At 42.8% G+C, this 13,398-nt stretch carries 12 protein-coding genes; 5 read left to right on the forward strand and 7 right to left on the reverse strand.

Annotation, left to right across the window (positions count from 1 at the left end):
• Position 1: 1 nt before the first annotated feature.
• The 7 genes from ACLHG7_RS11400 to ACLHG7_RS11430 form a co-directional block, all read right to left on the reverse strand.
• The gene (locus ACLHG7_RS11400; protein ID WP_410211141.1) at positions 2–406 is read right to left on the reverse strand and encodes a 2-amino-4-hydroxy-6-hydroxymethyldihydropteridine diphosphokinase; all 405 of its coding nucleotides are present in this window, start codon (positions 404–406) and stop codon (positions 2–4) included.
• On the reverse strand, positions 378–758 hold the full coding sequence (gene folB / locus ACLHG7_RS11405; protein ID WP_410211142.1) for a dihydroneopterin aldolase: 381 nt from the start codon (positions 756–758) through the stop codon (positions 378–380). The genes ACLHG7_RS11400 and folB overlap by 29 nt, the downstream gene beginning before the upstream one ends.
• A 45-nt stretch (positions 759–803) precedes the next feature.
• Positions 804–2,102 (reverse strand): ABC1 kinase family protein, encoded by a 1,299-nt coding sequence (locus tag ACLHG7_RS11410; protein ID WP_410211143.1) that lies wholly within the window; start codon positions 2,100–2,102, stop codon positions 804–806.
• Between the two features lie 90 nt (positions 2,103–2,192).
• Entirely contained in the window at positions 2,193–2,939 is a 747-nt protein-coding gene (locus ACLHG7_RS11415; protein ID WP_410211144.1) for a HesA/MoeB/ThiF family protein, read from the reverse strand.
• The gene (gene prmC, locus ACLHG7_RS11420; protein WP_410211145.1) at positions 2,933–3,811 is read right to left on the reverse strand and encodes a peptide chain release factor N(5)-glutamine methyltransferase; all 879 of its coding nucleotides are present in this window, start codon (positions 3,809–3,811) and stop codon (positions 2,933–2,935) included. The genes ACLHG7_RS11415 and prmC overlap by 7 nt, the downstream gene beginning before the upstream one ends.
• Before the next feature lies 1 nt (position 3,812).
• On the reverse strand, positions 3,813–4,913 hold the full coding sequence (gene prfA / locus ACLHG7_RS11425; RefSeq protein ID WP_410211146.1) for a peptide chain release factor 1: 1,101 nt from the start codon (positions 4,911–4,913) through the stop codon (positions 3,813–3,815).
• A 206-nt stretch (positions 4,914–5,119) separates the two neighbouring features.
• Positions 5,120–5,980, reverse strand: coding sequence for a pyruvate, water dikinase regulatory protein (locus ACLHG7_RS11430; RefSeq protein ID WP_410211147.1), 861 nt, complete (start codon positions 5,978–5,980; stop codon positions 5,120–5,122).
• Between the two features lie 519 nt (positions 5,981–6,499).
• On the opposite strand from ACLHG7_RS11430, the gene ppsA reads away from it, so the two are divergent.
• From ppsA to ACLHG7_RS11455, 5 genes are all read left to right on the forward strand, one after another.
• The gene (ppsA, locus tag ACLHG7_RS11435; protein ID WP_410211148.1) at positions 6,500–8,866 is read left to right on the forward strand and encodes a phosphoenolpyruvate synthase; all 2,367 of its coding nucleotides are present in this window, start codon (positions 6,500–6,502) and stop codon (positions 8,864–8,866) included.
• A gap of 212 nt (positions 8,867–9,078) precedes the next feature.
• Complete coding sequence (locus ACLHG7_RS11440) at positions 9,079–9,909, forward strand: RDD family protein (RefSeq protein ID WP_410211149.1); 831 nt, start codon at positions 9,079–9,081, stop codon at positions 9,907–9,909.
• Positions 9,910–10,035: 126 nt separating this feature from the next.
• Entirely contained in the window at positions 10,036–11,343 is a 1,308-nt protein-coding gene (locus ACLHG7_RS11445; protein WP_410211150.1) for a hemolysin family protein, read from the forward strand.
• An 11-nt stretch (positions 11,344–11,354) separates the two neighbouring features.
• Entirely contained in the window at positions 11,355–12,023 is a 669-nt protein-coding gene (locus ACLHG7_RS11450; protein WP_410211151.1) for a hypothetical protein, read from the forward strand.
• A 52-nt stretch (positions 12,024–12,075) separates the two neighbouring features.
• On the forward strand, positions 12,076–13,209 hold the full coding sequence (locus tag ACLHG7_RS11455) for a sterol desaturase family protein (protein WP_410211152.1): 1,134 nt from the start codon (positions 12,076–12,078) through the stop codon (positions 13,207–13,209).
• Positions 13,210–13,398 lie beyond the last annotated feature (189 nt).

Below are 13,398 nucleotides of genomic sequence, written 5' to 3' on the forward strand. Positions count from 1 at the left end.
TTTAATTCATTAAAAATTTCTGCATACATATGGAATACTCTACCCAAATTTCTTGCATGGGTAAAATAACATCTTGAGGAAGCGGAAACCGGTTTGGGTCGAAAACAACAGCTTGCCCCTCCTCCTGCCATGCGATTAGATCGATATCTAAACGAACCGTATTTGAACGACGAATACGACCAGCATTTGTTTCAAGCTCAAAGATATTTTGTCGAAGGCGATCGATACTCATCGCACAATCAAGTTGAACGGCCATGTTGATGTAGTCCACCCCGATACCACTACGTGGTGGAAACTCATAACGTGAGGAGACGTTAACTGCACCCAACTTCCCCAGAGAAGCACAGGCAAAATCTAACGCAGCTTGAGGTTGATCATTACTTCCCAGAGCGAGCCAATAGCGCATGACGCTCCCGTATAATTTCTATGCCGACAGCCTGAGCACTTTTGACAGCCAGAGGCTTCTTAACGCGAACATGTACACTTTCAACAGTCGGATAATTTTTCAATAACATTTCAGCCAATTTATTGGCAAGGGTCTCAAGTAACTGAGGTTGTAGAGATTGGGTAAGCTCCGTGATTTGTTCTGAAGCCAATGCGTAATTGACAGCATCGTTTAGATCATCGCTCGCAGCCGCTGCACGCGTATCAACAAGCATTACGATGTCGATTAATACGGGTTGCTCAATTTGCCGCTCCCAATCAAATACACCGATAACTGTATTAACACGCAGTCCTTCAATTAAAACCTTATCCATGTTTACCTTATCTTCCTATGAGCATTTTTGAAAATGCTCATGTCATCAATGAATTAACTTTGATACAGGTTCAACATCAGCCACAAGTTGTAAACGTGCATCGCCAAACAAATCCATATGAGGAGTCAGCACTTGCATGAAACGATCAAAATACAACATTTGCTTCATGAGTAGCGCGAAATCACTGGGGAAACGGATCCCATGACGTTCGCCAACTTGAACCATATCCATAAGTAAGGTGTTCAAATCGCCAGTCTCGCCAGAAATAATCTTTTGCGGATCAGCCATGAGTAACGTCTGGAACATTTTCTCAATATCAGATTGTAAAACCTTCAGATCAACTTTGGCGTGAGTCATACCCATGCTGACCATGTTCTCTGCCATCAACGCATAATTGGTTGTTTGCAATGCTTGCATAAAGCTGATGGAAGCCTGCCATACTTCAGGTTTTAGCTGTCCAACGATCCCAAAATCAATAAAACCGACACGACCATCGGTGAGTAACATGAGATTGCCTGCATGCAGATCTGCGTGAAAACTTTTGCATAACATCAATGATGCAAACCAGGTGTTCATTGCAGTAATCAATGCTTGTGCGGGATCTTTGGTATATTGTTTCATTGCATCAATATTGGTCATGGAAACGCCATAAAAGCGCTCCATGGTTAATACCCGACGTGTTGATGCTTTTGCATAAACTTTGGGAACGACGACTTGAGTGTTATTTGTTTTTTCTAAAAAGTGCTGAAAATCCAGAATGTTTTGTGCTTCTTCAATAAAATCTACTTCACGAACCATGCGGATTTTAATTTCATTAACGATCGCTGCTAATGATGCGAATTTGAGCTTTGGCACGAAACGCTCAAGGAGTTTCGTTGCAAAGTGAACAAAACCGAGGTCCGTATGCAAAATAGTTTCGACACCGGGCTTCTGAACCTTGATGACAACGTCTTCACCAGTCACCAGTGTCGCAGCATGTACTTGGGCAATAGAAGCTGATGCCAGTGGTTTCTGTTCGATATGACTAAAAATTTCAGTCAAAGGACGATCAAACTCATCAATGAGTAATGCTTGAATTTCGGAAAAAGGAATGGGTGTTGTCTGATCCAGACACCCCTGAAACTCTTCAACGTATTCACGAGGAAATAGTGATGGTGAACTGGCAATAAACTGCCCCAGCTTGATATACGTCGCACCGAGTTTTTCAAATGTTTCGCGAACCAGCAGGGATGTCGGAGGCTTCTGATTAGCATAACGAATGCCTGCTGCTGCCAAAACAAGCGTGGTTTCACCGATACGAGCGATGCTGCGCAAGCTATTGAGTAACAGATGATTTTCTGACATTCGCATCAATCCTAAAGAAAGTTTTTTTTAAAGACCGTAACCTTAAAGCGACAACATAATAATAATTCTAAGTTACACCATTCATCATATTCAGTTTGTTGAAGCGCATACTGGGCACTGAGGATCTTTGTGGTAGCGTATCTGGCGTTGATTTAGATTTAAACCATCCCATAATAACAAACGCTCAGCTAAAGGGGTTAATCCCATGCCTAAAAACAGGAGTGCGGCATGGGCTTGCATTGCTCCAATAGTTGCTGTCGTTGTAGCCAGCACACCCGTATCAGCACAACGACGTGCATCATCATCAGGCGCTTCTTGAAATAAACATCGATAACATGCTTTCGATGGCATGATCAGTGTCATTTGACCTTCAAAGCCGATTGCTGCTGCTGACAATAACGGAATCTTAGCATCTACACACGCTTTATTTACGGCATCTCTGGTCGCAAAGTTATCCGAACCATCCAATACTAGGTCGATGCCTTCTAATAATGATGGTAGGTTTTGCTCAGAAACACGATTTTGAATAGCGTCGATTTCAAGCCATTGATTGATGATATGTAGACTACGCTTAGCTGCTATGACTTTAGGCTGACCGAGATCCGGAGTTGTAAAAAGAGTTTGACGCTGAAGATTGCTTTCGTCAACCGTATCAAAATCCACAATCCGTAAATAACCCAATCCGGCACGTGCTAGACCCATTGCTGCTGGGCAACCGAGACCTCCCATACCAATCATCAGTACACGTGCTTGCGATAACTTGAGCTGTGCGTCAATGTCCCACTCAGGCAATAAGATTTGCCGACTAAAACGCAATAGCTGCGCATCATCTAGCATGACGGTAAGCCTGCTTTACGGCCGATACTGACCCGATCATTGCCACCATAATCACGAACAGTGCGCACGTTATTGAATCCCGCATTGACCAGTAGATGACGGACAGTGCTTCCTTGGTCGTACCCATGTTCTAAAACCAACCAGCCATTCAAACTCAATCGATTAAGAGATTGCTCAATAATAATCTTTAAATCTGCTAAACCGCTATCGTCAGCCACTAAAGCGCTGAGTGGCTCATGAGTTAGGTTGGCAAGATGTGCATCGCTAGGGTCAATATAGGGTGGATTGCTGACGATGAGATCGAAGCTTTCACGATGATTCGAACCCTGCAAATCGTAGGAGAGTGTATCTGGCAATGCATCAAACCAGTTGCCTTGAAAGAATCGAACACGATCTAAATTATGGCTATGGGCATTATCCATCGCAACAGCTAATGCATCTGATGAGAAATCCGTTGCAGTGATGGTCCACGAGGGTCGCTCACTAGCCAAAGACAATGCAATTGCTCCCGTGCCTGTCCCTAAATCCAACACACTGATTTTTTGATCTTTGTTAAATAGCTCTAAGCTAGTCACAATAACTATTTCGGTATCTGGGCGAGGAATCAACGTTGCAGGAGTCACTTTTAGATTCAATGTCCAAAAAGCCTGTGTTCCAAGGACATATGCCAAGGGAATCCCTTCTACAAGCTGCTGTTGAAACTCTTGAAATAGATCCGTTTGCTCAGTAGTGAGCAAACGTTCAGGATGTGTACGCAGAAACGCATGATTTTGTTTTAGAACATGCATTAGAACCTGTTCAAGCTCACGTTGAAGAACCGCCTGCCCTGTCATTTGTAGAGCCTGAGCAATCGTGAGGTTGAGAGAAGCCATATTATCCACCATTTTCTTGAGCCAACATTGCAAGTTGGTCAGCCTGATGTTCGCGATGCAGTGCGTCTAGTAGTTCATTCATATCGCCCTGCATGATGGCATCAAGCTTATATAAAGTCAGATTAATACGATGATCGGTCATACGTCCTTGAGGAAAATTATACGTCCGAATTCGTTCAGAACGATCGCCGGTTCCCACCAAATCACGACGCATGCTAGCTGTCGCAGCATCGGCGACATCGCGCTTTGCTTGCTCCAGCCGTGCAGCAAGCCACGACATCGCACGGGCTTTATTCTTATGTTGACTACGCTCTTCTTGACACTCAACAACAGTGCCTGTTGGAATATGAGTAATGCGAACCGCTGAGTCGGTTTTATTGATGTGTTGACCACCCGCTCCACTTGCGCGGTAAGTATCTATTCGAAGATCGGCAGGATTAATTTCAACGGTATGATCGGTATCAACTTCGGGTAAAATCGCGACAGTACATGCCGAAGTATGAACCCGACCTTGAGTTTCAGTCGTGGGAACGCGTTGAACGCGATGAGCACCACTCTCAAATTTCAACCGACCATAAACGCCTTCGCCTTCAATCCGCGCAATAATTTCCTTGTAGCCCCCATGCTCCCCAGGATTTTCAGACAAAACTTCCAAATTCCAACGCATCTTTTCAGCAAAACGCGAATACATGCGGAATAAATCCCCAGAAAAAATAGCGGCCTCATCCCCCCCTGTTCCCGCACGAACTTCAAGAAATGCAGAGTTCTGATCGCTTGGGTCTTTAGGGATCATTAGAATATTGAGTTGATTGGTGTAATCCACCATTCGGGTCTGAGCATCACGTTTTTCTTCGTCTGCCATGTCGCGCATGTCTTTGTCGGCAGTTGGGTCACTTGCCATTTCTTCAGCTGTTTTAATATCGGCTTCAGCTTGAGTAAATTGCCCCCAGACTTGCACTAGTTCTTCTAAGTCACGATGTTCCCGTGATAATGCACGAAAGCGATTATTATCACTAATCACACTACTATCCGACAGCAGTGCATTTAACTCTTCAAAACGATCAGTTAGTTGGTCTAAACGTAGGCGAAGCGACGGCTTCATGTGCAGGCATCCAATTCAGGCAAGTACTTAACAGAACAGAAATTCCAAAATATTAGACTCCTAATATGGAATTTAATTCAATCAGAAGAATTCCTTCCGGTTCAGTAAATAAAATATCAAGGGCGCATAGTCTGACACCATCAGCGTTTAGGTGCAAATGGGCTTGTGCTTAAACACTCATTTATAAATTGAATTCTTTAAATGAACTAACCAATACGGCGCTTTAACCCTTTGGTTTGAATCACACGCGTTGCGATTTCTTCAATCGACATCTCAGAGATATTCAAACTCGGAATACCTTCGCTGATATAGATTCCTTGGATAGCACGTAACTCCATTTGGCATTGCTGGAAACTCGCATAGCGGCTTCCGGCTTTGCGTTCGCTACGGATAGCAACTAAACGCTCAGGATCAATCATTAACCCAAATAACTTATGGCGATATTCTTTTAAAACCTTCGGCAAACGATTGTCATCTAAATCATCTTCAGTTATGGGATAGTTTGCCGCTCGAATGCCGAATTGAAGTGCCATATAAATACATGTTGGGGTCTTACCAGAGCGAGAGACTCCAATCAGAATAATATCAGCGAGATCGTACTGCCTTGTGCGTGCACCATCATCATTATCGAGTGCAAAATGCACCGCATCGATTCGAGATTTATAATCTTGAGAGTCCACCATACCGTGGGAACTACCAACGATAGGTTCTGGCGGAACACCAAGTTCCGTAGAAATTTTACTGAGAATTCCTTCGAATACATCTAAATTTAGCGCAGAAGCGGTATTAATAATGTCGCGGACAGCGGGATCGACCAACGTATCAAAAACAAGGGGACGCATCTGATCATCGTGTGCTGCTTGATTGATCACGCCAACCGCATCAAATGCACTGGCCTCATTATCAACATAAGGCAGAATCCGCATATCAAACTCTACTTGTGGAAATTGAGAGAGTAACGAATGCCCTAATGTTTCTGCTGTAATCGCCGTCCCATCAGAAACAAAAAATACTGTCCGATGTAGTTTGGGAGGTTTATTCGATGAAGTGATAGAGGGTTCGGTCATGGCAGCGCAGATCAGCAGATAATTTACTTACTATAGCCTGACCCATGTTATTTTTTCCATGCTTAATTTTGTGAAGACAAAGTGATTCACGCTCTTAGATTCAAAGTGCTGTCCATTTTTTCCAAATTCTTGAGGGGCATTAATACAATAACAACAACATCCTTCACCACAACGTCATCTTTTCGAATTAAAGTATGGGCTTACAAATAAAGACTTACTTGCTCACAATTCGAACAACAATAAGCGATTCATACGGATGATGAGTTTGTCTTGCAGCCAGAGAGTCTTTATAGTAGTCAGTATTGTTAGATTGTTTTTTGCTAATGCATTTTTGAAAAAAACGGTCAGATTTGAAGTGCTAAAATACACATTGAAGTGATGGGATCTGACCCAATCAAAATCATAGTGAATACAATCAAAACCTGCGAATTTTCTGCGTTAACATGTTATTCGTTTGCCTCGTGGACGAATTTCAACCTAGCAGCTTTCGTCTGCTAATACTATCTTGGGAGTTGCATCTTGGAACCACGTGTAATAGACCTCGCCAAACTCGGCAAAAATGATATCGACCGCGTCGGCGGAAAAAATGCATCCTTAGGTGAAATGATTAGCCATCTTGCTGGTGCTGGTGTCAGCGTTCCAGGTGGTTTTGCAACAACAGCTCAAGCATTCCGTGATTTCTTAGAGCAAAGCGGTTTGAATGCACGCATTCAGAATGCGCTTCAAAATTTGAATGTAGATGATGTTCAAACCTTGATTAAAACCGGTGCCCAAATTCGTCAGTGGATTATCGAAACACCGCTGACTGCCGAACTGGAACAAGATGTCCGTACTGCTTTCGCTACCCTATCAGAAGGCAACCCTGATGTTGCTGTTGCTGTTCGTTCAAGCGCGACAGCAGAAGACTTACCGGATGCTTCTTTTGCAGGTCAACAAGAAACCTTTTTGAATATTCGTGGCATCGACAATGTGTTGATCGCAATTAAAGAAGTATTTGCCTCATTGTTTAATGATCGTGCGATTGCTTACCGTGTGCATCAAGGGTATGCCCATCAAGGTGTTGCACTGTCTGCCGGTATCCAGCGTATGGTACGCAGTGAAACTGGCGCAGCAGGTGTGATGTTCACACTGGATACTGAGTCAGGTTTTCGTGATGTCGTGTTCATTACCGCGGCATATGGTTTGGGTGAAACTGTGGTCCAAGGTGCAGTCAATCCTGATGAGTTTTATGTATCCAAGCCGCTGCTTGAAAACGGTAAACACGCTATTGTTCGTCGCAACTTAGGCAGTAAGCACCAGAAAATGATTTATGGCGACAGCGGTGTGACAGGCCATTCAACGGTTATTGTTGATGTTGACAAAGCAGATCGCCAAAAATTTGCCTTGAATGATCAAGAGTTGGTTGAGCTCTCCAAGCAGGCTTTGATCATCGAAAAGCATTATGGTTCACCAATGGACATTGAGTGGGCGAAAGACGGCGATGACGGTAAGCTATACATCGTGCAAGCACGTCCAGAAACAGTCAAAAGTCGTCAAAACGTCGGCACCATGGAGCGCTACTTACTTAAGCAAAAAGGTACTGTTCTTTGTGAAGGACGCTCAATTGGTCAGCGTATTGGTTCTGGTAAAGTCCGTATTATCAATTCCATCAAAGAAATGGATATACTCCAACCTGGTGACGTATTAGTCTCTGACATGACTGATCCCGACTGGGAGCCCGTCATGAAACGTGCTTCTGCAATTATCACCAATCGCGGCGGACGTACTTGTCATGCTGCAATTATTGCGCGTGAGTTAGGCGTCCCAGCAATTGTGGGTTGTGGAAATGCGACGGAAGTATTGGTTGATGGTACTGAAGTCACTGCATCATGTGCTGAAGGCGATACTGGCTATATCTATGAGGGTGCACTGGATTTTGAGGTTCAAAAGAACTCTATCGATTCCATGCCTCCCCTCGCATTCAAAATCATGATGAATGTGGGCAATCCAGATCGTGCCTTTGATTTTGCTCAGATCCCTAATCAAGGTGTCGGATTGGCTCGCTTAGAATTCATCATTAACCGTATGATCGGTGTACATCCGAAAGCATTAATCAACATCGATAGTTTGCCCCGCGAAACCCGTGCTGCTGTACTTGCGCGTACTGCGGGTTATGCAACTCCAGTTGAATTTTTTGTTGAAAAACTGGTTGAAGGAATTTCAACACTGGCTGTTTCTTTCGCAGGTAAACCTGTGATTGTGCGTATGTCTGACTTTAAGTCGAATGAATATGCAAACCTGATTGGCGGAAAACTCTACGAGCCTGAAGAAGAAAATCCGATGCTCGGTTTTCGTGGTGCAAGTCGCTATGTATCTGACAATTTCCGCGATTGTTTTGAGCTTGAATGTCGTGCACTGAAAAAAGTGCGTGATGAAATGGGTCTAACTAACGTAGAAATCATGATCCCATTTGTACGTACAGTGGGTGAAGCGGCTCGTGTGATTGAGTTGCTCGCACAAAATGGTTTGGTTCGTGGTGAAAATGGCTTACGCGTTATTATGATGTGTGAGTTGCCAACCAATGCGTTACTTGCAGACAAATTCCTTGAGCACTTTGATGGTTTCTCAATTGGTTCAAATGACTTAACACAACTCACGTTGGGTTTGGATCGTGACTCTGGTATCGTTTCGCACTTGTTTGATGAGCGTGATGATGCGGTTAAAGCCTTACTTTCAATGGCCATTTCTGCATGTCGTAAGGCGAATAAATATATTGGGATTTGTGGTCAAGGTCCATCTGACCATCCTGACCTTGCCTTGTGGCTCATGGAACAAGGGATTGATTCGGTCTCCTTGAATCCAGACTCGGTTCTCGATACATGGTTCTTTTTGGCTCAAAACCAATAATAGTTCCATGCTTAATGACTCTTGATATACGTTGTTAGTATGATCTTGAATTACAAAAGGCTCGTTTTACACGAGCTTTTTGTTGATTACAATTTTTGATATTGTGTTTAATTCCATTTTTTGTTCAAAGAAAAATCTTCTTCAGATTCATATCTCAATAGAGATAACTTCAGTTTAAACATTCACATTTATAGGCGCAGGCGTTCTTAAACATGCAAATTTACCTAGCTCGGAATAATCAACAAGCGGGTCCCTACACTCTTGAACAAGTCAACGCGATGTTGGCAAATACTCAAATTGTTTTGACCGATCTCGCATGGCATGAAGGCATGGAAACTTGGCTACCATTAGGACAACTGACTGGTGGTAAGATGATTTATATCCCATCTTCAGATAAGGGCGCTGTTATTTCGCCATTTTCAACACCAACGAATCCCAATGCTAAAACAACTGCCGGTGTTTATTCGAGAACAACATCTGCAAAAATTGATGTAAATCAAATTTTTGCTAATGGTTCAACAATTGCAAATGTTGGTACGCGAATTGGGGCGGCGGTTGTTGATCTATTAACACTCCTCGTTGTCACTACGATTGCGATGTATCAAATCTTGCCGCAAGATACGATTACTAAAATTAGTGCGATAATGGAAAAAGCATCATCGGAGACGACGTTGCAGCTTCAACAGCAAGTTTACGCACTGATCCCTCCGCAAGTACAGGTTCAGGTGTTATTGATTGCTGCGGTTGTGGCTTTAGTGCAAATTCTTCTGATCATCTGGCGTGGTCAGAGTATCGGTAAGATTTTATTCAAAATTCGAATTGTGGATGAAAAAAGCGGTTTAAAAGCAGGATTTATGCAAGGGGCGGTACTCAGAACATTATTGTTCAATCTTGCTTATAATTTACCTTTAGTGGGTTCACTCATCTTTATGGTTGATTTTATCTCTTTATTTACAGAAAAGAATCGTACCCTTCATGACCGCTTGGCTAAAACCTTGGTTGTGAATGCGTTGCCCGTACAATTAGAAAAGCCAAAGTCTTAAAATTTTTATAAACAAATGTGTGATATTGGCATAATAATCGCTTGATATCACACATAGAAATTGCAATAAAACGTGTTAGAAACCTTAAAGAAAGTAAAGGATAAATACTAAAATGGTAGCGGTCGTATGACGATTCTGATTCTATTTCTCTTAATCGTCTTAAATGGCGTATTCGCAATGTCTGAAATGGCATTGGTCAGCGCTCGTAAAGCTCGCCTGCAAAAAAGAATCGATGAAGGGGATAAAGGTTCAATTGCTGCTGCTAAATTGGCTGAAGACCCCGCTGATTTTATGTCGACCATGCAAATAGGCATTTCGACAATTACAATTTTGAGCGGTATTTTAGGCGAAGCTGCTCTATCTGAGCCGCTTGAGAAGTTTTTACTCGACTTTGGCATGCGTGATGCGATTGCAAGACCACTGTCGATTGTCTTTGTTGTGGCCATCATTACTTATGTCAATATCGTTGTTGGTGAACTAGCTCCCAAACGACTCGGACAAATCGCTCCTGAAAATGTGGCGCGCATTGTGTCTAGACCCGTGCTATGGCTAACTGCAGTGATGTTGCCTATCGTGCGCTTCCTCTCTGGCTCAACTTATTTAGTTCTGCGCTTGATAGGGATTAAAAATACCCAGGGCCCTAAAATGACTTCTGATGAGATTCATGCGATTCTCGTTGAAGGTTCACAAAGTGGTTTGATCGATGAGCAAGAGCATCAAATGGTGCGCAACGTTTTTCGATTGGATGATCGAAAAATTGCCAGTCTGATGGTTCCTCGTTTGGATGTCACTTGGTTATCCGTTAATGACAGTCTTGAAAAGATATTAGATGTTATTGAAAAAAGTGAATTTTCTCGCTTTCCTGTTTGCCGTGACAGTATCAATGATGTCATGGGTGTGGTAATGGCAAAAAATGTGCTCACTCAAGCACTCAATAAAGAGCTGCTCAATCTTGAATCGATTATGGAGCCACCTCTCTATGTGCCCGAGTCGTTGAATGGTATGGAGTTACTGAATTTACTCCGAAACTCACAAACTGAGATGGCATTGGTGGTTGATGAATATGGTGATATTCAAGGTATTGTGACAGTGCAAGATTTACTTGAGGCTATCACTGGGGAGTTTCAGACGGATGATGAAGAGGATTCATATGCAATTGAACGCGATGATGGATCTTGGTTACTTGATGGTTTAATTCCGAGTCATGATATTAAGGACCGTTTAAAAATCAAAAGCCTGCCAGAAGAAGAGCGCGGGTTGTATAACACGCTTTCAGGGCTAATGATGATGCAGCTCGGTCGCATTCCAAAAACGGCAGACAAGATAGAGTGGTCTGGTTGGGTACTTGAGATTGTCGATATGGACGGTAAGCGTATTGATAAAGTACTTGCTACGCCGCTCATCTGTCATGATGATCTTGACGAACAAGACTAAGTGACATCGCTATGGACAAACCATCAGCGCAAAGCCCCCCGCCTATTCCTCAAGACATTGCTCATCGCGTAATGCATGCTGCTAGCCGAGATCAACGCATACGGGCTGGCATTATCGATCATACAATCGATAGTACTATCTGGCTTTGGCTAATGGGGATGACATTATGGTCGGTCTTCCATTTAGAGACGGGGTGTGATGCCCGCTCTATGATTGCCTCATTGGCTTCTCAGTTTTCATTTTCTATTAGTATTATTGTTGCACTTTCATTGTTTGATCTATTTCTTTGTGTCTGGCGTGGACAAAGCATCGGACAGTTATTAAATAAAATCTACAAAAAACCGCTTCAATCAACCCTTAATAATCCAACGAGTGTTATTAAAGTTTGGCTGCATGGTTTGGTCAGTCGCTGCCTTGGTTTGCCGCTGCTCCATGTTTGTCTTGTGTTCATGATTATCTTTAATCCTACGATACAGCCGATGTCCCTCTCCGACTTCTCATTGATTGAGCCTGAAGGAAGCCTAACACTGCTTGTTTTTCTATTCAAAATCATCCTTGCTACATGTGTACTGTTTGGGGTATTTTTGCCATTTGGACTAGGGTTTCTTCGTCAGCCTCTCCCCGCTTGGTACGACCGTGTATTAGGGGTAGATGTGCTGCAGTGCAAGGTTCACAACTAGATCAAATCATCCATAATGATGACAATAATATTTATTAAAATAGGAATAACAAATGACGGAGCTACTGAGGCGGAATCTGGAAAATCGCGAGCTGACCCGAGGAACGGGCAAGGTCTCGGCTTTTATCTCCATTGCGCTGGGTATATTGGCGATACTGGCTGCGCTATGCTTTTTATTTCCTAATTTGCTAACAACTCCAGAATTTCGTCCTCTTTACAATGCCCATCTTTTACGCCAACTCTTAATTCTGGGTATCGCTATTGGTTTTATTTCCGGTGTGATTAGTGCGTTTCGCAATCTCAATCGTCGTTGGGGATTGTCTGGGATGCTATTGAATGCTTTGGCAGCACTGCTTGCATCCGGCCAAATTGAACCTGTTTATCATGGTCGCAGTGTATATGCGGGCTTGGATTACTTTGTTCTGACTTTGCTCATTGCCGCGTTAATCTTTATTCCGATGGAGCGTTTTTTCGCTAAATATCAAGAGCAAAAACTATTACGGACCGGATGGGTTACAGATCTGAAATACTTTATGTTTAGTCATATCGGATTACAACTCATTAGTTTTTTCACCATTATTCCTGCTCAAATCATGTTTAATCACTGGTTAAATCCAACATGGCAACAGCTTGTTAGTAGCCAGCCTTTAGTTTTGCAGTTTATTGAAATTCTCATTGTTGTCGATTTTTTCAGTTATTGGATACACCGCTCGATGCATAAAGTACCGAGATTATGGCGTATTCATGCAGTACATCACTCCTCACATCATATGGATTGGCTAGCGGCAAGCCGGGTTCATGTGATTGAGATTATTACTAACCGATTTGTTGGATATATTCCCTTGCTGTTTATGGGCTTCTCCCCCGCTGCAACTTATGCCTACTTAGTCTTTATTTCTTTTCATGCGATTTTTATCCATGCCAATGTCCGATTTCGCTTCCCAGGTTTCCGTTGGGTGCTCGCAACCCCAGAATTTCATCATTGGCATCACTCTTCTGAGAAAGAGGCTTTAGATATCAACTTTGCCGCATTTCTACCCGTTTATGATGTGATTTTTAAAACCGCTCATATGCCAGCCCATCTACCTACACGTTATGGCACGACTGCTGAAACAAAAGTTCCCGAAGGGTTTATCGGGCAATTTCTTTATCCTTTAAAGCGCCGTAAGCGCAAAAAGAAACTTTAATATACGTATACTTATGGCGATAAACCTTTATTTGTTAATAAAGTAGTAAAGAAAGAGAAGGTATTGATTACCTTTCTCTTGTATAAAAATAAGACTAGCATTATAATCCGCGCTTCGCTTTTGCGATCACGCATAGATTTTTGTTTATAGGCTATTTATAAAATAATGTTTCTAAATAACATTTTCTGC

The sequence above is a fragment of the Aquirhabdus sp. genome, assembly GCF_046462495.1.
In the GTDB taxonomy this organism is placed as follows: Bacteria; Pseudomonadota; Gammaproteobacteria; order Pseudomonadales; family Moraxellaceae; genus Aquirhabdus.